At 57.9% G+C, this 25,049-nt stretch carries 22 protein-coding genes; 15 read left to right on the top strand and 7 right to left on the bottom strand.

The features are described 5' to 3' along the window. The first annotated feature begins 9 nt into the window (after positions 1-9). On the top strand, positions 10-921 hold the full coding sequence (gene lpxC, locus OYW20_RS20765; RefSeq protein WP_268797794.1) for a UDP-3-O-acyl-N-acetylglucosamine deacetylase: 912 nt from the start codon (positions 10-12) through the stop codon (positions 919-921). A 103-nt stretch (positions 922-1,024) separates the two neighbouring features. Here the strand turns inward: lpxC and OYW20_RS20760 are convergent, their stop codons facing one another. Then, on the bottom strand, positions 1,025-1,480 hold the full coding sequence (locus OYW20_RS20760) for a DUF721 domain-containing protein (protein ID WP_268797793.1): 456 nt from the start codon (positions 1,478-1,480) through the stop codon (positions 1,025-1,027). Between the two features lie 319 nt (positions 1,481-1,799). On the opposite strand from OYW20_RS20760, the gene secA reads away from it, so the two are divergent. From secA to OYW20_RS20740, 4 genes are all read left to right on the top strand, one after another. After that, entirely contained in the window at positions 1,800-4,541 is a 2,742-nt protein-coding gene (gene secA / locus OYW20_RS20755; RefSeq protein ID WP_268797792.1) for a preprotein translocase subunit SecA, read from the top strand. Positions 4,542-4,682: 141 nt separating this feature from the next. Continuing rightward, the gene (gene argJ, locus OYW20_RS20750) at positions 4,683-5,900 is read left to right on the top strand and encodes a bifunctional glutamate N-acetyltransferase/amino-acid acetyltransferase ArgJ (RefSeq protein ID WP_268797791.1); all 1,218 of its coding nucleotides are present in this window, start codon (positions 4,683-4,685) and stop codon (positions 5,898-5,900) included. Between the two features lie 235 nt (positions 5,901-6,135). Beyond that, positions 6,136-6,762 (top strand): glutathione S-transferase family protein, encoded by a 627-nt coding sequence (locus tag OYW20_RS20745; protein WP_268797790.1) that lies wholly within the window; start codon positions 6,136-6,138, stop codon positions 6,760-6,762. Between the two features lie 2 nt (positions 6,763-6,764). After that, positions 6,765-7,709: a Nudix family hydrolase gene (locus tag OYW20_RS20740; protein ID WP_268797789.1), complete on the top strand. Its 945-nt coding sequence runs from the start codon at positions 6,765-6,767 to the stop codon at positions 7,707-7,709. A 129-nt stretch (positions 7,710-7,838) separates the two neighbouring features. Here the strand turns inward: OYW20_RS20740 and OYW20_RS20735 are convergent, their stop codons facing one another. The 3 genes from OYW20_RS20735 to OYW20_RS20725 form a co-directional block, all read right to left on the bottom strand. Beyond that, positions 7,839-8,417, bottom strand: coding sequence for a cob(I)yrinic acid a,c-diamide adenosyltransferase (locus OYW20_RS20735; protein ID WP_268797788.1), 579 nt, complete (start codon positions 8,415-8,417; stop codon positions 7,839-7,841). Between the two features lie 15 nt (positions 8,418-8,432). Further along, positions 8,433-10,469, bottom strand: a complete 2,037-nt coding sequence (locus OYW20_RS20730) for a sensor histidine kinase (RefSeq protein WP_268797787.1) — start codon at positions 10,467-10,469, stop codon at positions 8,433-8,435. A gap of 82 nt (positions 10,470-10,551) precedes the next feature. Then, positions 10,552-11,511 carry a putative 2-dehydropantoate 2-reductase gene (locus OYW20_RS20725; protein ID WP_268797786.1) on the bottom strand — a complete coding sequence of 320 codons (960 nt, stop codon included), beginning with the start codon at positions 11,509-11,511 and terminating at the stop codon, positions 10,552-10,554. Positions 11,512-11,644: 133 nt separating this feature from the next. Here OYW20_RS20725 and OYW20_RS20720 point away from each other — a divergent pair, with 133 nt between their 5' ends. Both OYW20_RS20720 and OYW20_RS20715 read left to right on the top strand, forming a co-directional pair. Beyond that, positions 11,645-12,130, top strand: coding sequence for a YajQ family cyclic di-GMP-binding protein (locus OYW20_RS20720; protein ID WP_268797785.1), 486 nt, complete (start codon positions 11,645-11,647; stop codon positions 12,128-12,130). A gap of 140 nt (positions 12,131-12,270) precedes the next feature. Beyond that, positions 12,271-13,122: a mechanosensitive ion channel family protein gene (locus OYW20_RS20715; RefSeq protein ID WP_268797784.1), complete on the top strand. Its 852-nt coding sequence runs from the start codon at positions 12,271-12,273 to the stop codon at positions 13,120-13,122. Positions 13,123-13,378: 256 nt separating this feature from the next. Here OYW20_RS20715 and OYW20_RS20710 read toward each other — a convergent pair whose 3' ends face one another. Further along, entirely contained in the window at positions 13,379-14,944 is a 1,566-nt protein-coding gene (locus OYW20_RS20710; RefSeq protein ID WP_268797783.1) for an AmpG family muropeptide MFS transporter, read from the bottom strand. Between the two features lie 42 nt (positions 14,945-14,986). After that, the gene (locus OYW20_RS20705; protein ID WP_268797782.1) at positions 14,987-15,355 is read right to left on the bottom strand and encodes an MGMT family protein; all 369 of its coding nucleotides are present in this window, start codon (positions 15,353-15,355) and stop codon (positions 14,987-14,989) included. Between the two features lie 160 nt (positions 15,356-15,515). Here OYW20_RS20705 and OYW20_RS20700 point away from each other — a divergent pair, with 160 nt between their 5' ends. The 5 genes from OYW20_RS20700 (at position 15,516) to groL (ending at position 20,299) form a co-directional block, all read left to right on the top strand. Then, a complete protein-coding gene (locus OYW20_RS20700; RefSeq protein WP_268797781.1) occupies positions 15,516-16,523 on the top strand; it encodes a DUF481 domain-containing protein in 1,008 nt (335 codons plus the stop codon). Between the two features lie 237 nt (positions 16,524-16,760). Beyond that, positions 16,761-17,492 carry a HugZ family pyridoxamine 5'-phosphate oxidase gene (locus OYW20_RS20695; RefSeq protein ID WP_268797780.1) on the top strand — a complete coding sequence of 244 codons (732 nt, stop codon included), beginning with the start codon at positions 16,761-16,763 and terminating at the stop codon, positions 17,490-17,492. Between the two features lie 66 nt (positions 17,493-17,558). Then, complete coding sequence (locus tag OYW20_RS20690; RefSeq protein ID WP_268797779.1) at positions 17,559-18,053, top strand: FxsA family protein; 495 nt, start codon at positions 17,559-17,561, stop codon at positions 18,051-18,053. Between the two features lie 254 nt (positions 18,054-18,307). Continuing rightward, positions 18,308-18,601 carry a co-chaperone GroES gene (locus OYW20_RS20685; protein WP_268797778.1) on the top strand — a complete coding sequence of 98 codons (294 nt, stop codon included), beginning with the start codon at positions 18,308-18,310 and terminating at the stop codon, positions 18,599-18,601. A 51-nt stretch (positions 18,602-18,652) separates the two neighbouring features. Next, positions 18,653-20,299 carry a chaperonin GroEL gene (groL, locus tag OYW20_RS20680; RefSeq protein ID WP_268797777.1) on the top strand — a complete coding sequence of 549 codons (1,647 nt, stop codon included), beginning with the start codon at positions 18,653-18,655 and terminating at the stop codon, positions 20,297-20,299. A gap of 945 nt (positions 20,300-21,244) precedes the next feature. Here groL and OYW20_RS20675 read toward each other — a convergent pair. Then, the gene (locus OYW20_RS20675; RefSeq protein WP_268797776.1) at positions 21,245-21,988 is read right to left on the bottom strand and encodes a phosphatase PAP2 family protein; all 744 of its coding nucleotides are present in this window, start codon (positions 21,986-21,988) and stop codon (positions 21,245-21,247) included. A gap of 243 nt (positions 21,989-22,231) precedes the next feature. Here OYW20_RS20675 and colR point away from each other — a divergent pair, with 243 nt between their 5' ends. From colR to OYW20_RS20660, 3 genes are all read left to right on the top strand, one after another. Continuing rightward, positions 22,232-22,915 (top strand): two-component system response regulator ColR, encoded by a 684-nt coding sequence (gene colR / locus OYW20_RS20670; protein ID WP_268797775.1) that lies wholly within the window; start codon positions 22,232-22,234, stop codon positions 22,913-22,915. Continuing rightward, positions 22,905-24,185 carry a sensor histidine kinase gene (locus OYW20_RS20665; RefSeq protein WP_268797774.1) on the top strand — a complete coding sequence of 427 codons (1,281 nt, stop codon included), beginning with the start codon at positions 22,905-22,907 and terminating at the stop codon, positions 24,183-24,185. Before colR ends, OYW20_RS20665 begins: the two co-directional genes overlap by 11 nt. Positions 24,186-24,378: 193 nt before the next feature. Beyond that, positions 24,379-25,047 carry a class I SAM-dependent methyltransferase gene (locus OYW20_RS20660; protein WP_268797773.1) on the top strand — a complete coding sequence of 223 codons (669 nt, stop codon included), beginning with the start codon at positions 24,379-24,381 and terminating at the stop codon, positions 25,045-25,047. The last annotated feature ends 2 nt before the right edge of the window (positions 25,048-25,049 follow it).

Here is a 25,049-nt window from a genome sequence, read left to right as displayed (position 1 = left end):
GCCAATGCCATGATTAAACAACGCACCCTGAAGAATATTATCCGTGCCACAGGTATCGGCCTGCACTCGGGGGAAAAGGTATACCTGACCCTCAAACCTGCGCCTGTGAATACCGGCATTGTGTTTTTCCGTACCGACCTCGATCCGGTCGTACAGATCAACGCCTTTGCAGAGAACGTTGGAGACACCACGCTCTCCACCACTCTTTTCAATGGTGATGTAAAGGTCGATACGGTTGAACACTTGCTCTCGGCGCTGGCTGGCCTTGGCATTGATAACGCCTACGTTGAACTCTCTGCCTCCGAAGTTCCAATCATGGACGGCAGCGCAGGTCCCTTCGTATTCCTGATTCAATCGGCTGGCCTGGAAGAACAGGACGCACCGAAGAAATTCATTCGTATCCTGCAAGAAGTGTGTGTCGAAGACGAAGGCAAATATGCCAAGTTCGTCCCGTTTGAAGGTTTCAAGGTGAGCTTCGAAATAGATTTCGATCACCCGTTCCTGAAAAACCGCACGCAGAGCGCAAGCGTGGATTTTTCCAGCACTTCGTTCGTTAAAGAAGTGAGCCGCGCACGTACATTCGGTTTCATGAAAGACATCGAATATTTGCGCAAGCACAACCTCGCTCTCGGCGGCAGCGTTGAAAACGCTATCGTCGTAGACAAGGATGGAGTTTTGAACGAAGACGGCCTGCGTTATGAGGACGAATTCGTCAAACACAAGATTCTGGATGCCATCGGTGATCTGTATCTGCTGGGCAATAGCCTGATCGGCGAATACCGCGGCTTCAAATCCGGACATGGTCTGAACAATCGTCTGCTGCGCGCTTTGATCGCACAGAAAGATGCTTGGGAAGTCGTGACCTTTGAAGATGCGAGTACCGCACCGATCTCTTACATGCGCCCTGTTGCGGCGGTGTAAAGCTTCCTCTTCCTTGTTTTGATTTTTTAAAGCCACCTTCGGGTGGCTTTTTTTATGCCCGTGAATTTTGAACACGGACCTGTTGGACGTTAGACGTTTAGCGTCAGGCCTTGGGCTTGGCGTGGGCTGCCAGTCTTTCAAGTGCTGCCTTGAGCTTGGGATCGGTGATCCCTTCGGCAGTGGCCTGGATACTTTCAGCTGCGGCCGTCGACAGATCCATCGTGTGGCCAGCAGCGCCTTGCGGGATGGTAGGGGGCTGCACCTTGAACAGTACGCGGGTGAGGCTGCTGAACTCATCGAACGCCAGCAGTTGGCGCTGCAGGCGTTTTTGTTGGTAGCGCAAGCGTGTCGCCCAGTGACCGTCTGTCACGATAAGCAGCAAGCTTCCTTCACGCCAAGATGCTACGTGACAGTGTTCGCGGGCAGCAGGTTGCAACTGGCTTTCGAGCAATCTTTGCAGATGTGCCAGGCGCTGTGCATGATTGAAAATGGCTTTGAGTGGCTTCGCTTCACGCAACAGGACAGCAGGTGCGCGTGCCGTTAAAGGACGAAATGCCATGTAGAGGTGCCTCGGAGAACGAGCGGGCATGGTAGCAGAAAGAGAACTTTTACCCTGTTCAGTCTGGGTGTTCGCGACTTTTAAACCCGTGAAGTATGAAAAAACATTAATCAAACTTCTGCCAGTTACGGGTTGAAGTCACGAAAAAAGACCCTATTGTTAATCTGCCCCGTAACAGCGCTGTGCCAGCATCGTGGAATAACGCCACTTTCCTCACCACCATTTCCGGGTAGAATGCTCGTTCGCATGCAGCCATGAGGGCTGCACGGGCGACTCACGGGGCCGCCCTCCATCTCTATGTGTGGAAGATCCTGTCGATATGTTTGCGCCTTTGTTAAAAAAACTTTTTGGAAGCAAGAACGAGCGTGAAGTAAAGCGCATGCTCAAGACGGTTCAGTTCGTCAATGCCTTCGAAGAGCAAATGGTGGCCCTTTCGGACGAGCAATTGCGTGCCAAGACCGAAGAGTTCAAGGCCCGCTTAGCCAAAGGTGAAACCCTCGATAAGCTCCTGCCGGAGGCCTTTGCGGTCACGCGGGAAGCGGGCAAGCGCGTCATGGGCATGCGTCACTTCGACGTTCAGCTCATCGGCGGCATGACCCTGCATGAAGGCATGATTGCCGAAATGCGTACCGGTGAAGGTAAAACCCTGGTGGCCACTCTGGCGGTGTACCTCAACGCGTTGTCCGGTAAGGGCGTCCACGTTGTGACCGTCAACGATTACCTTGCTCGTCGTGACGCCAACTGGATGCGTCCGCTGTACGAATTCCTCGGTCTGACCGTAGGCGTCGTTACACCATTCCAGCCCCCTGAAGAGAAGCGTGCCGCTTACGCGTCCGACATCACTTACGGCACCAACAACGAATTCGGTTTCGATTACCTGCGCGACAACATGGCTTTCAGCATGGAAGACAAGTTCCAGCGCGAGCTGAATTTCGCCGTGATCGACGAAGTCGACTCCATTCTGATCGACGAAGCACGGACGCCGCTGATCATCTCCGGTCAGGCCGAAGACAGCTCCAAGCTCTACACCGAAATCAACAAGCTGATTCCCAAGCTTGAGCAGCACATCGAGGAAGTGGAAGGCGAGGTTACCAAACAAGGTCACTTCACCATCGACGAGAAGTCTCGTCAGGTTGAGCTGAACGAGTCCGGTCACCAGTTTATCGAAGAGATGCTCACTGACGTCGGTCTGCTGGCCGTCGGCGAGAGCCTTTACTCAGCGCACAACCTGGGGCTGCTGACTCACGTTTACGCCGGTCTGCGTGCGCACAAGCTTTTCAATCGCAACGTCGAATACATCGTCCAGGACGGTCAGATTCTGCTGGTCGACGAACACACCGGCCGTACCATGCCGGGTCGTCGTTTGTCCGAAGGCCTGCACCAGGCCATCGAAGCCAAGGAAGTGCTGAATATCCAGGCCGAAAGCCAGACACTGGCTTCGACTACGTTCCAGAACTACTTCCGTCTGTACAACAAGCTGTCCGGCATGACCGGTACAGCCGACACCGAAGCGTTCGAATTCCACCAGATCTACACCCTGGCCGTGATGGTCATTCCGCCGAACAAAGCGTTGGCGCGTAAAGACTTCAACGACCTGGTTTATCTGACGGCAGAAGAGAAGTACGCCGCGATCGTCACCGATATCAAGGCCTGCATGGCTGAGAACCGTCCGGTGCTGGTGGGTACAGCGACCATCGAAACCTCTGAGCACATGTCCCGCCTGCTGGACGCGGAAGGCATCGAGCATAAGGTTCTGAACGCCAAGTTCCACGAAAAAGAAGCTGAGATCATTGCTCAGGCAGGTCGTCCAGGCGCGCTGACCATTGCCACCAACATGGCCGGTCGCGGTACCGACATCCTGCTGGGCGGCAACTGGGAAGTTGAAGTTGCGAGCCTCGAAGACCCAACCCCTGAGCAAATCGCGCAGATCAAAGCTGACTGGCAGAAACGCCATCAGCAAGTGATCGAAGCGGGCGGTCTGCACGTCATTGCCTCTGAGCGTCATGAATCCCGCCGTATCGATAACCAGTTGCGCGGTCGTGCGGGTCGTCAGGGTGACACCGGTTCAAGCCGTTTCTACCTGTCGCTCGAAGACAGCCTCATGCGCATCTTTGCCTCTGACCGGGTAAAGAACTTCATGAAGGCGCTGGGCATGCAATCCGGTGAAGCCATTGAGCACCGAATGGTCACCAACGCCATCGAAAAAGCGCAGCGCAAGGTTGAAGGCCGCAACTTCGACATTCGTAAGCAACTGCTTGAGTTCGACGACGTTTCCAACGAACAACGTAAAGTGATCTACCACATGCGCAACAGCCTGCTGGCTGCTGACAACGTTGGTGACACCATTGCCGAGTTCCGTGAAGAAGTCCTCGACGCCACGATCAGCTCGCACATTCCGCCGCAATCGCTGCCAGAGCAGTGGGACGTCGCCGGTCTGGAAGCTGCGCTGAAAAGCGACTTCGGTGTAGAACTACCGATCCAGAAATGGCTCGACGACGACGACCACCTGCACGAAGACACCCTGCGTCCGAAACTCCTGGAAGCCATCATGTCGGCTTACAACGAGAAGGAAGACCAAGCCAGCGCAGACGCATTGCGTAGCTTCGAAAAGCAGATTCTGCTGCGCGTGGTAGACGATCTGTGGAAAGACCACCTGTCGACCATGGACCATCTGCGTCACGGTATTCATTTGCGCGGTTATGCTCAGAAGAACCCGAAGCAGGAATACAAGCGCGAGTCGTTCACCCTGTTTCAGGAACTGCTGGACTCGATCAAGCGCGACACCATCCGCGTGCTTTCACACGTTCAGGTACGCCGCGAAGATCAAGCCGAAGAAGAGGCACGTCTGCGTCGTGATGCCGAAGAACTGGCTCAGCGCATGCAGTTCCAGCACGACGAAGCACCCGGTCTCGATCAGCCGCAAGCGCTGCTGGCCGAAGAGGGTGACGGCGTTGCGGTTGCATCGGCTCCTGTTCGCAACGACCAGAAGCAAGGTCGTAATGAGCTGTGCTGGTGCGGTTCGGGCAAAAAATTCAAGCATTGTCATGGTCAGATCAACTAAGCAGTCGACCGCCGACACGCTGTAGTTGAATGACAGAAACATCACGCCGCGACCGGCTTACCCGTCGCGGCGTTTTTCAATCGATCGAGTCGTACTGGCCTGCCGCCAGACGGCACAGGTAATTCTCAAGGAGCGCACTTCATGGCTGTTGGTCTTGGTCCTTTGCCGACGCTGCACCCTGTTCCCGGGTTTGAACTCGGCATCTCGTCTGCCGGCATCAAGCGTGCGGGTCGTAAAGACGTGGTTGTCATGCGCTGTGCCGAAGGCTCAAGCGTGGCGGGCGTTTTCACCTTGAACGCGTTCTGCGCAGCGCCAGTGATTTTGTCCAGACAGCGCGTCAAAAATGCCGTGCGCTACCTGTTGACCAACACAGGGAACGCAAATGCCGGTACGGGCGAGCCGGGTATTGCCGCCGCTACACGCACGACCGCCAGGCTTGCCGAGCTGACGGGCGTCGATGCCGATGCCGTGCTGCCTTTTTCGACCGGTGTGATCGGTGAGCCGCTGCCTGTCGAGAAAATCGAAGGTGCGCTGCAAGCTGCGCTCGACGACCTGTCTTTAGATAACTGGGCGGCTGCAGCAACCGGGATCATGACCACTGATACCCTGCCAAAAGGTGCCAGCCGTCAGTTCCAGATCGATGGCGTGACGGTCACCGTGACCGGCATCAGCAAAGGCGCGGGCATGATTCGCCCGAATATGGCGACGATGCTGGGCTACATTGCCACCGACGCCAAAGTGTCGCAGAGCGTGCTGCAGGATTTGATCCGTGACGGCGCCAACAAGTCGTTCAACCGCATCACTATTGACGGCGATACGTCGACCAACGATTGCTGCATGCTGATTGCCACCGGTCAGGCTGATCTGCCTGAAGTCACTGAGGCCAAAGGCCCGCTGTTCGACGCACTCAAGCGTGCAGTGTTCGACGTTTGCATGGACGTGGCGCAGGCTATCGTGCGTGATGGCGAAGGCGCGACCAAGTTTGTGACGGTTGAAGTCAACGGTGGCGGCAATCATCAGGAATGCCTGGATGTCGGTTACGCCGTGGCGCACTCGCCGCTGATCAAGACGGCGCTGTTCGCCTCCGATCCGAACTGGGGGCGCATCCTCGCCGCTGTCGGGCGCGCCGGCGTGCCGGACCTCGACGTGAGCAAGATTGATGTGTTCCTGAGCGGCGTCTGCATTGCCAGTAAAGGCTGCCGCGCAACGACTTACACCGAAGAGCAGGGTGCTGCGGTGATGGCAGAGGAAGAAATCACCATTCGGATCGAGCTGGGCCGTGGCGATTGCAGCGAAACCATCTGGACCACCGATCTGTCGCACGAGTACGTAAAAATCAATGCGGAATACCGCACGTAAAGGCACCCATTTTTAGGAGCGCGCTTGCCCGCGAAGCAGACGACGAAGTGTCTCAGGCAGCCCACGTCATTAGCTTCGTCCGATGCGGCCCAGACCAGTTCTCGCTCCAACAGGCGTTCTCCAATTCTGTAGGAGCCAACGTGTTGGCGAGAGATTGACGCGGTGTCTCAGGCAAGCCGCCTCGCGAACACGTTCGCTCCTACAGAGTGCGACGATCACATAACGGAGCTAAACCATGAGCCTGCACCTGATCATCGGCGACAAACGCTATTCCTCCTGGTCCATGCGCCCCTGGCTGGTGCTTGAAATGATGGGTGCGCCCTTTACCGATCAGGTCATCCCTCTCAACCAGCCCGACACCCGCGCGGCGATCCTCCAGCATTCACCCACCGGCAAGGTGCCTGCGCTCAAGTGCGAGCACGGGACCATCGTCGATTCCCTGGCGATCTGCGAATACCTGGCCGAGCTGTTCCCCAAGGCTCCTGTGTGGCCGCGCGATCTTTCGGCACGGGCTCAGGCGCGTTCAGCGTGCGCGCAGATGCACAGCGGCTTTGTCAGCCTGCGCACTCACATGCCGATGGACTTGCGACATGACGAGGCTCTTGAGGTCATTCCGGTCGAAGCCCAGGACGACATTGAGCGCGTGATCGGGCTGTGGGACGAATGCCGCGCGGCGGCTGTTGAATCGGGGCCGTTTCTGTTCGGCAAACCAAGCATTGCGGACGCGTTTTTTGCGCCGGTCGCGGTCCGTCTGCGGACCTACCGGGTGCAGTTGCCTGAACACGCTGCCGCTTACGTCGAAACGATTTACCAATGGTCTGCGTTCAAAAAGTGGCAGCAGGCAGGTCTGGAGGAAGGTTGAGCGTGAAACGAGTGCATGTAGCGGCTGCGGTCATTCGCGGCACCGATGGCAAAGTCCTGATCGCCAGGCGTGCTGACTCACAGCACCAGGGCGGGTTATGGGAGTTTCCTGGGGGCAAGGTCGAGCCGGGCGAAGCGGTCCGCGATGCTTTGGCGCGTGAGCTGTACGAAGAGCTCGGGATCGTGGTCAGCGCTGCGCGTCCTCTGATCCAGATCAAGCACGACTACCCCGACAAGCAGGTTTTGCTGGATGTCTGGGAGGTTTCCTCGTTTACCGGCGAGCCCCATGGCGCAGAAGGTCAACCTCTGGTCTGGGTGACGAGCCGGGCGCTGGCGGACTATGAGTTTCCAGCCGCCAACCAGCCGATCGTCGCAGCTGCGCGGCTGCCCGGTGAATACCTGATCACTCCCGACGGCCTGGAAACGCCGCAGATGCTGCAAGGTATTCAGAAGGCGGTGGCGGGGGGCATCAAGCTGGTTCAGCTACGCGCGCCGAACATGTACGACCCCAAATATCGCGACGTGGCGGTGGACGCTGTGGGGCTGTGCGCAGGCAAGGCGCAGCTGATGCTCAAAGGGCCTTTTGAATGGCTGGGTGACTTTCCGGCGGCGGGCTGGCACGCGACGTCGGCCCAGTTGCGCAAGCACGCAGCCAATGGTCGGCCTTTGCCAGCTGATCGATGGTTGGCGGCGTCCTGCCACAATGCTGAAGAGTTGGCGTTGGCTGAACAGATGGGCGTGGACTTCGTCACCCTGTCGCCCATTCAGAAGACCCAGACTCACCCAGATGCGCAGCCGTTAGGCTGGGAACAGGCGAGCGAGCTGATCAAGGGCTTCAGCAAGCCGGTGTTTTTACTGGGTGGCCTCGGCCCTGCCGAGCGTGAGCGTGCGTGGGACATCGGCGCACAGGGCGTGGCCGGCATCCGCGCTTTCTGGCCAGAGGTATAAGGCACGGCCAGTGGAACTGGGCCGGTTGGAGGGAGCTTGCTCGCGATTGCCATTTAACATTCAACAAGACGCCGAATGTAAGATCGCTTATCGCGAGCAAGCTCCCTCCCACTTAGTCTGTCTCACCATTCACTCAGGCTTTTTGGCCGCTTGCCACAGAATTTCCGCCACACCTTGCCGACGTGCGATCACACGCGCAGCAACGAACAGCAGGTCTGAAAGCCGATTGATGTAGGCCAGACCAACCCCCGCCAATGGCTCCACTGCGTTCAAATGCTGGCAGCGTCGCTCGGCAGTGCGTGCAAGACTGCGGCACACATGAGCCTGCGCAATCAATGCCGAGCCGCCCGGCAAAATGAAGTTCTCCAGCGGTCCCAGCTCGTCGTTCCAGACGTCGATTGCAGCTTCCAGACGTTCGATTTCCGCTGTGTTCAGCGCTTGATATGCGGGCATCGCCAACTCTCCACCCAAGTCGAACAGGCGATGCTGGCAAGGCGTCAGCACGTCAATGACCTCTTGCAGCCCAGGCGCGCTCGACACCTCGTTCGCCAGTCCCGCCAACAAAAGCCCTACTTCGCTGTTAAGCGTGTCCACTTCACCTATCGCCTCGACGCGAGGATGATCCTTTGGGACTCGACGACCATCGCCCAGTCCGGTTTCACCTGTGTCGCCGGTGCGTGTGTAAATCTTCGACAAACGAAAGCCCATGTTCAAAACTCCTGACTAAATCGCACTGATCACTTGCGCGGGGACGCTGACCTGACTGTCTGCAAGCGGCAGTCGCAAGGTGAAACACGTGCCTTGGCCCAGCGTGGAGTGAACCTCCATCTGGCCCTTGTGGTTGTTGGTGATGATGAAGTACGACACCGAAAGTCCCAGGCCCGTGCCCTGACCGATTTCCTTGGTGGTGAAAAAAGGCTCGAATGTTCGCTTGCGCACGCTTTCCGACATGCCGATACCGTTGTCCTCCACCTGAATTTCCGCCCATGGCGGGTTCAGTCGGGTGCGCAGGGTAATCCGGCCTGGCTCGCTATCCTCGGGCCGCTGGTGGATGGCCTGTGCAGCATTCTTGAGCAGGTTCAGCAGCACTTGTTCCAGTTCGTTGGCCGTGCCGGGAACGGGTCCGAGTTCTGGATCGAACTGGCGGCTGATGTTCTGTCCCTTGAAGTCAAATCCGATGGTCAGGTCAAAGTCGTTGCTGGCGATGTCCACTGCCTGATCAATCAGCGCGGGTAGATCACACGGTGCCATTTCCCGGTTACTGCGACGGCTGAAACTGAGCATGTGGCTGACGATTTTCGCAGCGCGGGCGCCTGCCTGTTGAATGCCGTCGAGCAGCTTGGGCACTTCCCTCGCATTGAGGTACTGATTGACGGCCTGCAGCTCGATGCCATCTTGCTCGGCCTGCTCAAGGTTCTTCGGTAGCTCGGGCGACAGGCGCCGACGAATGTTCTGCACGTTGTGCAGGATGGCGCCCAAGGGGTTGTTGATCTCGTGCGCCATGCCCGCCGCGAGGCCGCCGACAGACAGCATCTTCTCGGACTGGACCATCATTTCCTCAAGCGACAAACGCTGGGTGATGTCGTCGATCCGAATCACGGCACCGCGCCCGGCGCCACCCGTGAGAGGGTAGAAGGTCAAGGCGTAATGACGCGACTCTTCGGCCTTGACCCACGTGACGCGCTCGATCTTGGTCACTGTGTGGCGTTCGACGGTCTGCTTGATCTGCGGCAAAAAGGACTTCATCGGCGGGAAGGCCAGAAAGATCGGCTGATTGAGCGCTTCGTCCAGCGGCGTACCGGAAAGCGCCCCGGCCTCCTGGTTCCACTGCGTGACGTAGAGCTGTTCATCCAGCGCGATCAGTGCCGAAGGCATGGAATCGATGATGCTGTTGAGGTAGTTCTGAAAGCCCGTGAGCTTTTTCTCGATCTTGCTGCGCACCTGGACTTCCAGTTCCAGTTTGCGGTTGGTGTGACGGGTTTCCTCGGCCAGTCCTTGTGCCTGGTCGTAAGCATCCTGGGATTCATCGCGAGCCCGCTTGAGCTGCTGTTCCCGGGCCTCCATACGCGACAGCATGGTATTGAAGGCCTCGGCCAGACTGCCGATCTCGTCCTGATTGCCCGGCTCTGCGCGCAAGGCGTAATTCTCTTCACGCGTGACGCGGCGCGACAGGTCTTCGAGCTGATAGATGGGCTCGGTGATGAATCGGCGGATCTGCCGAGCGACACCGGCCCAGAGCAGCACACTGAAAATCAGAATGCCAAGGCTGGCGGTAAGCGTGCCGGTGTAGAAAGCGGTGGGCAGTTCACTGCTCGCCACCAGCAACAAATGCCCCGGCGCGCTGCCGGGTTTGGGCACCGGGATTACCTGGGTGTTACGAAACTCAGTAATTCGCCACGTTTCCAGGTTTCGAAAATGGTCAGGCAGCGTGAGTTTTTCCCCCTGCTGGACCTGCGCCAGACGGTTGCCATCGGTGTCGTAAAGGGCGGCGGCACGTAACGGACCGTAGTTTTTCAGTTCCTTGAGCAGTGACTGGCCGTTGGCAGGCGAGGAGAGCGCCTGCGCAGACAAACTCGGGTTGCTGATGAGCCGGCCAATGGTTTGCAGCGCTTGGGGCGCCATCGCTTCTTGAGAGATGTAATACGCGGCGCTGATGAATGTCAGGTTCGCGACCACCAGCACGGTGGTCAGCAGCACCAGCAGTGCCGCCAGGAGCTTTTGGCCGACCGGCAGATTTTCCAGGCGTTGGCGCAATGGCATGAGTCGGCATCACTTGCAGATGAGGAGTGGGCAGGGTAGCGCTGTTCAGTTCGGGCGCAAACCTGAGATGCGAAATTACAGCTCAGTCGGTGCGAAGCCCGCGAGCCTTCAAATACCCGATGAGACGTTCACGCAGTCGATACAAAGCAGGCGCCGGGCAGTGATGCCGTGCGGCAACGTCGCAGGCGTACCCCAGCAGGTAACTGATTTCGGTGCGCCGTCCCTGAGCTACGTCCTGATGCATCGAAGAGTAATTGGCAGCGGTGGCCTCAATCACCCGCAAGACCTCGGCATGCAGGTCGCTGGCCGCTTCGGACTGGCCGCAACGCGTCAGCAGGTGGGCGAGTTCAGCGCACAATGTCTCGACCTCCTGAGCGTGATCAAGCAACTCACCGTTGCGGCATTCATGCAGCACCGTCAGCGGGTTGATTGAACAGTTGAGCGCCAGCTTGCGCCACAGACGCGCGAAGATGTCGGGGGTCCATTGGTGTGCAATACCGCTGGCCGTCAGATCGTTCAGCCAATCCGGTGGCGCAGGATCATATGGATCACCCAGCCAGTTGAAACCCTGGCCTGCAAATACCACGCTCCAGTCTTCGTCGCGAAATGCGCCTTCGGTGCTCGATACACAGACGCAGCGGGCATGAGGCACAGCATCGGCGACGGCTTGCTGGCTGCCCAGACCGTTTTGCAGCAGCAACACGTCCGCACCTTGCGCCAGACGCCCCGTGAGAGCACGAACCGCACGTTCGGCGTCGTAGGCCTTGCAGGCCACCAACAACCGCTCGATAGGCTCATCGCTGTCCAGCGTCTGGGCTTCTATGGGGTAAGTCCGACGTTGGCCATTGTGTTCGAGGGTCAGGCCGCCGCCCGCTTGATACGCCGCCAGTCGTGCGGCATCACGAACGATCAGCCGCACCGGCAAACCGGCCCGATGCAGGCGTGTCGCCCACAGGCTGCCGAGGCTACCCGCACCAAGGATGTGCCAGATCGCAGGCTTCATGGCGTCCGTCGCTTGCGGATGATCGAGGGCGAAAAACATGAAACCGACATCGGCATCGCAGGCTCACAGTGAAGGTGGGAAAAGTCTCGTTATAATAACCGGGCTTTCATAACGTCAAGTCAGGCGCGCTCCATTTTCAGGCTGAGCCGCGCCGTTCAATTGGAGAATTTACATGCCCTCGTTCGACGTAGTGTCCGAACTCGATAAACACGAAGTCACGAATGCCGTCGACAACGCCGTCAAAGATCTCGACCGCCGCTACGACCTCAAAGGCAAAGGCAGCTTTGAGTTCAAGGAAAAGGACCTGGCCATCAACCTGACCGCTGAAGCTGACTTTCAGTTGGAAGCGATGATCGAGATCCTCAAGCTGGCGCTGGTCAAACGCAAGATCGACGTGCAATGCCTCGAAATCAAAGATGCCTATGCATCCGGCAAGCAGGTCAAGCAGGAGGCCACGCTCAAGGAAGGTATCGATAAGGAGCTGGCGAAGAAAATCGTCGCTCACATCAAGGACGCCAAGCTTAAGGTTCAGGCCGCGATTCAAGGCGAGCAAGTGCGCGTCACTGGCAAAAAGCGTGACGATTTGCAGGAAGCCATGGCCGTCCTGCGCGGGCACGAGTTCGGCATGCCACTGCAGTTCAACAACTTCCGCGACTGATCATCCCATCTCGCCAGCCTTGTTGTTTCGCCGGGAACCACAGGTTCTCAGGGGCGTCGGAGGGCTGAGCCCGATAAAAACGCCGGAAGCCGAACGTCCGGCGTTTTTGTCATCTGTTTTTTGAGTACAAGGAGACATCGATGGAGTTGAACCTGGAAAATCAGGTGGATCATCTGGTCAAGGCCTCCCAGGCCTGGATCCCGATGATCATGGAATACGGCAGCCGTGTGGTGCTGGCTTTGGTGACGTTGACCGTCGGTTGGTGGCTTATCAACCGGCTGACCGGCAAGATCGGGGCGTTATTGGCGTTGCGTCACGCTGATCTCGCGCTTCAGGGCTTCATCAGCACCTTGGCGAACGTCATTCTGAAGATCCTGCTGATCGTCAGTGTGGCCTCGATGATCGGGGTGGAAACCACGTCCTTCGTTGCCGCCATCGGTGCCGCCGGTCTGGCGATTGGTCTGGCGCTTCAAGGCAGCCTGGCGAACTTTGCGGGCGGTGTGCTGATTCTGCTGTTTCGTCCGTTTCGCATTGGCGACTGGATCGAGGCGCAAGGTGTTTCCGGCACCGTCGACAGCATTCAGATCTTCCACACCGTGCTGCGAACCGGTGACAACAAGACCGTGATCCTGCCAAACGGCAACCTGTCGAACGGGATCATCACCAACGCCAATCGTCAGCCGACCCGCAAAATCACGTTCGACGTGGGCGTGGATTACGAGGCCGATCTGAAGCAGGCGATGCAAGTGCTGATGGACATGGCCGATGACCCACGCGTGCTGCAAGATCCTGCGCCTCAGGCCGTGGTGGCTGCGCTGGGTGACAGCGCCATCACCGTCTCGCTGCGCGTCTGGACCAAGACCGGTGACTTCGGTGAAGTGTACAACCGCTTCAACGCCGAGGCTCGCGACCGCTTGCGTGCCGCCAACATAGACATCCCTTTCCCGCAGCGGGTGATTCGTGTGGTGCAGGAAGACGCTGTCGCGAAGTAATCGATACCGCACCAGGCAAAAGGCCCCGGTTTGTGAAAGCGCGGGGCCTTTTGCTGTGTACTCCAATGGCGCTCATCACATCTGGCTACCCATTGTGGGAGGGAGCTTGCTCGCGATGAGGCCGGTACATCCGCTACATCTTCGGGGCGCCAGGAATCAAATCGCGAGCAAGCTCCCTCCCACAGACTCTTGATCGCTTTCCGACAGCGCGGGGACTCGACGACGAGAAAACCCCACAGGGGTACATCGCATTAGTCTACGGCTGATCATTCAATGGCGTTTGTGGCGGGAGCGCCTTAGCGTCTTCGATAAGCTGGCCTTTTCGCGCCTCTTGAACCCAATGCAGGGCGATCATGAGCAGGGTCGGCACACCCATCAGCGCGGTGACGAGGAAGAAGTTGTGGTAGCCAAGCTTTTCGACCATTACCCCGGAGTAACCACCGATCAGGCGCGGCAACAGCAACATGATAGAGCTGAGCAACGCATATTGTGTGGCTGAAAACTTGAGGTTGGTCAGGCTGGACAGGTACGCCACGAATGCGGAAGTCGCGAGCCCCGAGCTGAAGTTATCCAGCGAGATGGTCACGATCAGCATCTTCAGGTTCGGCCCCATGTCTGCCAGCATCAGGAACAGCAGGTTGGTGGCTGCCGATGTCACGCCGCCAATGAACAGGATCGGCAAAATCCCAAACCGGACGATCAGCAGACCGCCGAAACCGGCGCCAGCCAGGGTCATGATCAGGCCGAAGATCTTGCTGACACTGGCGATCTGATCCTTGGTAAAGCCCTGGTCGATGTAGAACACGTTCGCCATGACGCCCATGACTGTGTCGGACATGCGGTACGTCGCGATCAGGCCAAGGAGCAGAAATGCCTGCCAGCGGTAGCGCAGGATGAAGTCGTTGATGGGGGTCAGTACGGGGGCCAATCCTCGTCGACCGACTGCCGAAAGGCACAGCGTAGTAAGGATGGTGTAAAGGATGGCCCGCAGGAATGCGCGGTCCTCCATGAGCAGGTCTTTCCAGGTGGTGCCCTGGAACAGCACGCTGGCGAAATCGGTGTTGTAGAGCTGGGTGAACATTGCCGGCACTGACACCAGCAGGATGATCAGCACGAAAACCGAAGCCAGCTGATGCGCGAATCCATAGCGTGCCGCAGACAGTTGGGTGCGCAACGGAACGGCGGGTTCGCGCATGATCAGCGTGGTGACCAGCGCCGGCAGCATCAATAGGCCGAACAATACATAAGTACCGGTCCATGCCGAGTGCTTGTAGGCAAAACCCGTCGAGCCAAAGCCTTCGGCGAAATACAGTGCGCCTGCCGTCGCCAGCAGCGCCGCGACCCGATAGCCTGCCATGTAGCTGGCCGCGAGCGTCGCCTGTTGGCTGTCTTCAGCAATTTCCAGGCGATAGGCGTCGATGGCGATGTCTTGTGTGGCAGAGGAAAACGACACCACGACGGCAATCGCGATCAGCCACGACAGATGTTGTTGTGGGTCGCAGAAGCCCATGCCGATCAGGCCGAGGATCACCAGCGATTGCGAGAGCACCAGCCAGGAGCGACGACGTCCGAGCCTGCCGAGTATGGGGAGCCGCCATTGGTCGAGGAGTGGAGACCACACCCATTTAAAGGCGTATGCGAGGCCGATCAGGCTGGCATAACCGATGGTTTCGCGAGCGACACCGGCTTCGCGCAACCAAACTGAAAGCGTCGAGAAGACCAACATGTAAGGCATGCCGGCGGCGAATCCCAGCAGCAGCAGTACAAAAGTCGAAGGGCTGGCATATGCGGCGAGCGCGGCGCGCCAGGTTTTGCGGGGCATGGGCTGGAATCTGCCTCAGGTTACGAAAACAAAGGGCGCACTCTAACCGTTGTGCTCTGTCGGGCGCCAGCCATGGAGCAGCATATCTACCCGATTGTTACGTATGTTCACGCCCTCTGCCCTCAGGCGCGCGCGCTGTTCATCCCCGGAGAGCGTTCCGGGCATCAGGCTCAGCTTGCCACCCGCCCCGACGACCCGGTGCCACGGCAAGCTTGAACCGTCTGGCAGCTGGCTAAGCGTTCGCCCGACCAGGCGCGCCGCCCGTCCTAAACCTGCAAGGTCAGCCAACTGCCCATAACTCACGACTTTGCCTTCAGGTACCTGATGCAATGTCAGATAGAGCGCCGATTGACGGGCCTCTGCGGGTGACTGGCCGGTGAGGTCGCCGGCTGGCGTCGACTGTTCACTCACGCGTTTGTTCCTGATTGGGGGATGAATGGTTGTTTTCGATGAGGAACTAGGTAAATTTCCCAGGGTCATTGATTCCTGTATTGGTGGTCCCCGGATTGCCTAGACGTTATCGCTCCCGATAATGCCCGATTTTTCGCAAATACGAGCCCTGTTGCCACCTATGCTGTCCAGAACCCTGTTGTGCCTCGCCCTTACCAGCGCTTCTACCCCTTTGCTTGCCGACACCGTTTGGTTGAAGAACGGTGACAAGCTGACGGGCACGATCAAAGTATTCGACGGCGGCAAGCTGCTGTTGAACACCAAGTACGCCGGGGATATCCCGCTGGACTGGAAAGAGATCAAAACGCTGGAAAGCGATCAGCATCTGCTGGTCAAGCAAGATGCCTATAACGGCGAAATTTCCAAATCGCTTAAAGCAGCGGACGACGGCAAGGTCACGCTGGCCAATGGTGATGCGCCCAAGACGGTCGATCTGGCGAGCATTCAGCAGATCATGAAGCCCAAGCCGATCGTCACTGATCTGGTCTGGAAGGGCAACATCGACGCTGCGCTGGACTTTCAGCGAGCGGAAAACGACACCGATGACTACAACATCGCCTTCAAGACCACAGCCACTCATGGCCAGTGGCGGCACAACGCCAAAGGCGCGTACAACCGCGAATCGCAAGACCAGTTGACCACGACCAACAACTGGGAAGCCGAATACTCGGTGGATCGTTTCATCACCGACAAATGGTTCTGGGACGGTCGAATCACTTACAAGCGCGACACCATTGAAGACCTGGCGCGCCAGCGTACGGTCGGTACAGGTCCTGGTTACCAGTTTTGGGATGACGAGCTGGGCGCTTTCAAACTGGGCTCATTACTTAACCGCACCGATTTCGAATACTCCGATGGCTCCAAGGACAATTTCTACTCCGTCTCGGGCACCTGGGATTACAACCGTTACCTGATTGGCAAGAAGGTCCAGTTCTTCACCAACGGTGAACTCGGCAAGCCGCTCAGTGGCGTAGCTGATTACAGCCTTGAGGGCGAGGTGGGCCTGCGCTACAAGGTCACTGAATGGGCATCGCTGAACGTCAAGGCCGAGAAGGACATCATCAGCGGCTCCTCCAGCGGCGATCTTGACCGGACGCGTTACACCGCAGGTTTCGGCGTCGCCTGGTAACCCAGTCGCCTCGCTACATTCTTTGTAGGCGCGCGCTTGCCCGCGATTGCGATATGTCAGACACCTTGATAGTGGCTGATGGAACACTCATCGCGGGCAAGCGCGCTCCTACAATAAAATCGCTCGCTACTCCCCTTCTGGCTCCCGCCCACGATAACGATTATCGTATCTGCCATTCGTCTGGCACACGCCAGCGCCTCTTTCTGCGTGCCCGCACCTTGATTCAGGAGCCCTCCCATGAGCGCCAAAGCTTCCCGGCAAGCCCGAGAACTTTTGCTTGAGGAATACCGCGGAGTCCTTTCGACCCATTCCAAGTCGATGCCGGGTTTTCCGTTCGGCTCGGTAGTGCCATATTGCCTGGATGACCACGGCCGCCCGTTGATCCTCATCAGCCGAATCGCTCAACACACCCATAACCTGCTGCTCGACGATAAATGTTCGCTGCTGGTGGGTGAGCGTGAGGCGCCGGATGTCCAGGCCGTTGGCCGCGTAACGGTCATGGCGCACGCCGTGAAGGTCACTGACGAAGCGGCCATCGAAGCCGCTGCCCAGCGTTACTACCGCTATTTCCCGGAGTCGGCCAGCTACCACAGCGCGCACGATTTTGATTTCTGGGTGCTGGCGCCGGTGCGCTATCGCTTCATTGGCGGATTTGGCGCGATCCACTGGCTGGACGACGTGACGCTGGCCAATCCGTTTGCCGGTGCCGCCGAAACCAGTATGGTCGAGCACATGAATGAAGATCACACCAAAGCCATTTCGCACTACGTTCAACTCGCCGGACTGCCCAGCCACGAGCCTGCGACTCTGGTCGGTATCGACAGTGAAGGGATGCACCTGCGTATTGGTCACGGCCTTCACTGGTTAGGCTTTGCAGAGCCCTGTAATACTCCGACACAAGTGCGCCAGGCCTTGGTGCAAATGGCTCACGCTGAAAAATGGCCCACTGTTGAGCCGGTAGAGGCTTGAATTCACGAGCTTGCGACGTCACGTAGGGTCTATTGGAAGATACTCTTCCGTCGAGGAACTCATTTGATGCGTGTTTTTCTGTTTCTTTTTTTGCTTTTTCCGGTGCTTGAGCTGTTCGTACTGGTGAAAGTCGGGATGTCTATCGGCTTCCTGGCGACGTTCCTATTGGTCGTCGCAGGGTCCATGCTGGGTGTGTTCGTGATCCGCGTTGCCGGGTTCGCGACCGCGATGCGTGCCCGCGAAGCGCTGGCGCGTGGTGAACTGCCGGCGCAGCAAATGATGGACGGGTTGATGATGACGGTCGGCGGCGGTCTGCTGCTGTTGCCAGGGTTCATCAGCGACGTGTTGGGCCTGATTTGCCTGATGCCGTTTACCCGCAAGGCGCTGGTCGCGAAAGTGCGTAAGCGCGCTGAAGATCAGGCCATGCGCCAGCGCGCCTTTGCCGACGATCCCCTGGCCGGCGGACCTTCACAGCCAGGCCCTGGCCGAACTGGAGCGCGCAAGCCCGAGGTGATCGAAGGCGAAGTGATCGAAGGCGAGTTCGAACATCGCGATAAGTGATTGCCTGGCTGGTATTGAGCGGCACCTTCGGGTGCCGCGTTTGTTTTTGCGACCGTTCCTGCCACAAAAAATTTCTGCCTTGAGCCTTGTAATCAGCTTCCCCGCCCTTATGTATGGGTCACCGCAAGGTTTCTGGCGCGTTTCGCCAGACCGTATTCTGCGGTTCGCTCGCGAACCGTAACCGGCAAGCCCGGCTGTTTTAACCTCGCCGGGGTATTACCGGGCGTTCAAAAACCATAATCAGGAGATCGACAATGAAGCTTCGTCCTCTGCATGACCGCGTCGTAATCCGTCGCAGCGAAGAAGAAACCAAAACTGCTGGCGGTATCGTTCTGCCGGGCTCGGCCGCTGAAAAGCCAAACCGTGGCGAGATCCTCGCTGTCGGTACTGGTCGCGTGCTGGACAACGGTGAAGTCCGCGCGCTGGCCGTGAAAGTGGGTGACAAAGTGGTGTTCGGCCCTTACTCCGGCAGCAACACTGTGAAAGTAGACGGCGAAGACCTGTTGGTGATGAGCGAGAACGAAATTCTCGCAGTCGTCGAAGGCTAAGGTTTCCCTCGCATTTTCCCGTTACTACAAAGTATTTAAGGAATATCGATCATGGCTGCTAAAGAAGTTAAGTTCGGCGACGTTGGCCGTAAAAAAATGCTCGCCGGTGTGAACGTCCTGGCTGACGCAGTAAAAGCAACACTGGGGCCGAAGGGCCGTAACGTGATCATCGAGAAAAGCTTCGGCGCTCCTCTGATCACCAAAGACGGTGTTTCGGTTGCCAAAGAAATCGAACTGAAAGACCGTTTCGAAAACATGGGCGCGCAGCTGGTTAAAGACGTTGCCTCCCGTGCCAACGATGACGCTGGTGACGGTACTACCACTGCGACCGTTCTGGCTCAAGCCATCGTCAACGAAGGCCTGAAAGCCGTCGCTGCCGGCATGAACCCGATGGACCTCAAGCGCGGCATCGACAAGGCGACCATCGCTATTGTTGCCGAGCTGAAAAAGCTGTCCAAGCCTTGCACCGACACCAAAGCAATCGCTCAGGTCGGCACCATCTCGGCTAACTCCGACAATTCCATCGGCGACATCATTGCCGAAGCCATGGAGAAAGTGACCAAAGACGGCGTTATCACCGTTGAAGAAGGCACTGGTCTGGAAAACGAACTGTCGGTTGTAGAAGGCATGCAGTTCGACCGTGGCTACCTGTCCCCGTACTTCATCAACAAGCCAGACACCATGGTTGCCGAGCTCGACAGCCCGCTGCTGTTGCTGGTTGACAAGAAGATCTCGAACATCCGCGAAATGCTGCCAGTTCTGGAAGCAGTGGCCAAAGCCGGCCGTCCGCTGTTGATCGTTGCCGAAGACGTTGAAGGCGAAGCCCTGGCGACTCTGGTTGTGAACAACATGCGCGGTATCGTCAAAGTTGCAGCCGTCAAGGCTCCAGGCTTCGGCGACCGTCGCAAGGCAATGCTGCAGGACATCGCTGTTCTGACTGGCGGTACCGTTATCTCCGAAGAGATCGGCCTGAGCCTGGAAACCACTACCCTGGAACACCTGGGTAATGCCAAGCGCGTCGTTCTGAACAAAGAAAACACCACCATCATCGACGGTGCTGGCGTTCGTACCGACATCGACGGTCGTATCGCTCAGATCCGTCAGCAGATTGGTGACACTTCTTCGGACTACGACAAAGAAAAACTGCAAGAGCGTCTGGCCAAGCTGTCTGGCGGCGTTGCAGTGATCAAGGTCGGTGCTGGTTCTGAAGTTGAAATGAAAGAGAAGAAAGCCCGCGTTGAAGACGCCCTGCACGCAACCCGCGCAGCCGTTGAAGAAGGCGTGGTACCTGGCGGTGGCGTGGCATTGGTTCGCTCGCTGCAGGCAATCTCCGAGCTGCGCGGCGACAACGCTGATCAGAACGTCGGTATCGCTCTGCTGCGTCGTGCTGTTGAAGCACCTCTGCGCCAGATCGTTGCCAACTCCGGTGACGAGCCAAGCGTTGTCGTCGACAAGGTCAAGCAGGGTTCGGGTAACTACGGTTACAACGCTGCGACTGGCGAATACGGCGACATGATCGAAATGGGTATCCTGGACCCGGCTAAAGTGACTCGCTCTGCTCTGCAGGCTGCGTCCTCGATTGCCAGTCTGATGATCACCACCGAAGCGATGATCGCTGACGTGGTTGATGATAAAGGTCCAGCTGGCGGCGGCATGCCAGACATGGGCGGCATGGGTGGTATGGGCGGCATGATGTAAGCCAGCTTTACCCCGATGTAAAAAACCCCGCTTCGGCGGGGTTTTTTTTGAGCGTTTTTTGATGGCGGGTATTGTTTGCAAAACCTGTAGGAGCGAATTCATTCGCGAGAGGCCGGTGTGGCTGGCACTTTTTTCATGCGCAAGCCGATGCATCCTGGCTTTTTCTTATGTACTGCGGACGGGGTATAGATCCGTTATTGGTGGTGGGGCTTATATCGGTTCCGCCCTTACGGCGGGTCACTTTTGCCAAACGCCGCAAAAGTAACCAAAAGGTCTTGCTCCCGGTTTGGCCCGACTTCGTCGGGTTCCCTCACTCCGGCGATACTCCGTGGGCACGCGCCGAACGGACATCCATGTCCTGACGGCGCTTGCCGGGCATCCCTGCCCGGCAGCCCACTGCGCATCACCTGCGTTCGGCCTGCACCCAGGTCGCGATTTGTGGTGTTTGGGCTGGCGTGGGTGAAGATCAAGGGCGTTCGCTTTTCTGCCTTGGGCGCTGGGCCGGGCTTTGTTACAACCACCCCGTCTTCTCGCGAATAAATTCGCTCCTACAGGTTTTGTGTCGAACCAACCTTTCGGATACGCCACAAAGTGCGACTTTGGAAGGCCGAACGCAGGCGTTGTGGAGGGGACAGCGCGGCATGGATGCCGCGTTAGCCGCCCCCGGCCATGGATGGCCGCCCCGTAGCAATGCCGGAGTGAGGGAACCCGACGAAGTCGGGCCGGACACGGGAGCGAAAGCGTTTGGGTTACTTTTGTGCTTCTCAAAAGTGACTCGCTGTAAGAGCGAAACCAATATCAGCAGCATCCGAGTTAACGGATATACACCCAATAACCAAATCGTCAGACAGCCAAGATGCGTTGGCTCGCGCATGAAAAAAGCGCCAGCCACACCTGCCTTTCGCGAATAAATTCGCTCCTACAGGTTTGCGTCAGATTTTATCTCTAGTCAGACACTACTTCCGCACCCACTACCTTCTCTTTCCTGCCGGCCGGCCTGTAAAGCACGGCGTAATAAGCCCCCAGACAAATCAGCCAGCAAAACACCGCCGTCCAGATGTTATGGGAAAAGAAATGCGCCCCTTGCAGCATCCGCCCAATCGAAAAAACCGTACCCAGACCAAACGCGAAAATCAGCCCGGCCTTGGCCAGTTTCGGCTTGCGATCACGAAGAACAAAAAACAGCGCAAACAACGTAAACCCAGTCGCCGCATGACCACCCGGCCAGCAGCGCCCTGGCTTGTCCGTCGCCGGACGAGGACTGAGCAGCTCACTGTACGTTTCCTTACCGCCAAATTCAGTAAGACTCCACGGGCACTGCACCGAAGTCACCACCTTTACCGGTGTGACAAAACCGGTCGACAGCGCCATCGACAGCACCAGGCAACCCAGCTCGCGACGCCATGGTTTGAGTCGCTCAATGAAAAACGCCCCCACAAACCCGATACAAGAGAGGACTGCCAAGGCAATTACCACCTGTTTGGCGCGGTCATGCAGCACGTTTTCCAGGAAGTAACTGTGGCGACCGATAAAGTCCCCCGCCAGTGGGTCATACGCCATCTTGGCGATGTCCATGTCCAGCGAGGTGAGTTCCAGCAACAGGAGCGCAATGGCCGTCACAGCCGGTATGCCCAGACACACCCACAGATTGAGCGGGCGCGACTGAGGCCGTTGAAGGGTCGTTGGCATGTCTGATCCAGAGAAGATGTCGGTAATGCTCGGACGCGGCCCGAGGGAAGGCGGCAGAGTGTACGCATTGCTGTCAGCAGCCTGTGAACCGGGAGTGAAAAAAACGTTATGCGTTGCAGCGCTTTCCCTGAGCCGCGCTTCCCCTTAAGCTGCCGCGAACTCTGACCATCGCACACGTCTTCGGTGAATCACCAATGCGTGGCAAGGCTCAGGCCGTACCCTGCATATGGAGATCGTGCGCCCATGCGAATTCTGCTGGTTGAAGACAACCGCGACATCCTCGCCAACCTGGCTGATTACCTGGGGATGAAAGGCTATACCGTCGACTGCGCACAGGATGGCTTGTCGGGCCTGCACCTGGCTGCCACCGAACATTACGACCTGATCGTGCTCGACATCATGCTGCCGGGCATTGATGGCTACACCTTGTGCAAACGCCTGCGTGAAGACGCGCGACGCGACACACCGGTGATCATGCTCACAGCCCGTGACCAGCTTGACGATCGTCTGCAAGGGTTCCGCTCGGGTGCCGACGATTACCTGCTCAAGCCGTTCGCATTGTCGGAACTGGCGGCGCGCATTGAAGCAGTGCTGCGCCGGGCACAAGGCGGCGGCAAACGTACCTTGCAGGTCGCGGACCTGATCTACGACCTGGACACGCTCGAAGTGACCCGCGAAGGTCGACTGCTCAAACTCAACCCGGTTGGCTTGAAGCTGCTGGCCGTGTTGATGCAAAAAAGCCCCCACGTTCTGCGCCGGGAAGTCCTTGAGGAAGCGTTGTGGGGTGACGACTGTCCGGACAGCGACAGCTTGCGCAGCCACGTCCACCAGTTGCGTCAGGTGATCGACAAGCCGTTCGCCAAGCCGCTGCTGCAAACGGTCCACGGCGTGGGTTACCGCCTGGCCGAGGGCCGTGATGGAGTTTAAGCAAAGCCTTGCGCAGCGGATCATCATCGCTTTCGCCCTGATGAGCGCGCTGGTGGCTGGATCATTCGCCATGGGCATCGTCGCAACCGTGCACCTGGTGGAAGAGAAACTGATTTCAGCCGGGCTGGGCGGCGACCTGACGCGTCTGCTGCTGATGGACAACGTCAGTGACTGGAGTCATCGGCCCGAGCCGGATCAGCTGTTCTACTTCAGCGGCGGCCCCGGGGATTTCGACCTGCCCAAAGACCTGCGCCATCTGGAACCGGGTTTTCATGAGGTGTTCCGTGGTCCCTTGTCTTATCACGCGATGGTTGAGGTCGTAGACAACCGCCACTACGTGCTGCTGCAGGACCAGAGTGATTTCGAAGAGCGCGAGCGGGTGCTGTTTGCCGTGGTGCTGGTGGGTTTTGTGCTGGCGTTGGCCCTGGCTGTGTTTCTGGGCTGGATTCTTTCACGCCGGGTGATGGCGCCTGTTGTGCGGCTGGCGCGACAAGTCCGCCACCGCGACCAGTTGCTGGGCCTGGCGCCGCCGCTTGCGCCTGATTACGCCGCCGACGAAGTGGGTGAACTGGCAGTTGCCTTCGATGCAACCCTGGGGCGACTGCGCGATGCCTTGACCCGCGAGCGCATGTTTACCAGCGATGTCAGCCACGAGTTGCGCACACCCTTGATGGTGCTGGCCAGTTCCTGCGAGCTCCTGTTGGAAAATCCGGCCCTTGACCAACGTGCCAAGGCTCAGGTCGAGCGTGTTGCACGGGCGTGCGAAGAAATGCGCGATCTGGTGCAGACATTCCTGATGCTGGCGCGTACTCAGCGCGATGATGCTGGCATGAACCCGCAACTCACCCTGCAAGCCGCCGCCGAGCAGCTGATTGCACTCTGGCGCGAGCCTATCGAACACAAAGGGCTGGAGCTGACTTACGCGCCCGGTGTGGCCTCGGGACAGTCTTACAACGCGACGTTCCTCTATGCGGTGATGGGCAACCTGTTGCGCAATGCCTTGCACTACACCGACAAAGGTTTCATCCGGCTCGCCCTGCACGCCGAGGGATTTGTCGTCGAGGACAGCGGTGTAGGAATTCCGGAAGAGAAACGCGAAGCCATGTTCAAGCCATTCGTGCGCGGCAATGAGCAACGCGGAGAAGGGTTGGGCTTGGGGCTGTCGCTGGTACAGCGTATTTGCGAAAACCAGGGCTGGACCGTCGACCTTGAAACCATGGAGCCCAACGGCTGCCGTTTCAGCGTCGAGCTTAAAAAGCCGCTGGGTTAACAATTGCCGCCTTTATGACAAAACGTAGAAGATTTCGTCCGTTTTCTCATTAGATGGCACCTTGATTCGTATCTTTCTTGCAAAACCTCGTAACATTTACCCCGCCCATGTAACGTTTTTTTCACATGGACATGACCTGAAGATTACGTCCGCCTGCCTAACGTGGACGCAGATATCTTCAGGAGATCCACCCATGACCAAGCGGATAGAGCTGGATTTTTCCCGCAAGTACAACCAGACACATGCGCAAAAATATTTGCGCAAGCACAAGGATGGATTGGCGCGGACGTTGTCACATCGTCGCGATGAGCAGCTGGCACGACGCGCTTTGGCGCTGGCCGGTGAGCCGGGGCTGGTGATGGACTTGCCATGCGGTGCCGGACGTTTCTGGCCGCTGCTGGCCGAGAAAGCCAATCGCGTCATCATCGGCGCTGACAATTCAGCCGACATGGTGAACATCGCTTGTGCATCGCAAGCGGCAGAAGTCGTGAAAAGGGTACAACCCTTGCAGACATCTGCCTTTGCCATCGATATGCCTGACAATGCTGTGGACAGCATTTTTAGCATGCGGCTGTTGCACCACGTAGGTGACCCGCAGCATCGGGCGACTTTATTAAAGGAGTTTCATCGGGTTACGCGAGACAGCGTGATTATTTCGCTGTGGGTGGATGGCAACTTCAAGGCCTGGAAACGCAAGCGCGCCGAGCGTAACCGTCAGCAGGAGGGTTACCAGAACCGTTTCGTGTTACCGGTGGACACAGTTGAAGCTGAATTTATGCACGCAGGATTTCGCATCCAAGAGCGATTGGACTTCCTGCCGTTTTACGCCATGTGGCGTGTATACGTATTACGTAAGAGGTAACA

The sequence above is a fragment of the Pseudomonas sp. BSw22131 genome, assembly GCF_026810445.1.
GTDB lineage: Bacteria > Pseudomonadota > Gammaproteobacteria > Pseudomonadales > Pseudomonadaceae > Aquipseudomonas > Aquipseudomonas huanghezhanensis.
The sequence above is the reverse complement of the archived record's forward strand: the minus strand, read 5'-3'. Positions and strand labels throughout refer to the sequence as shown.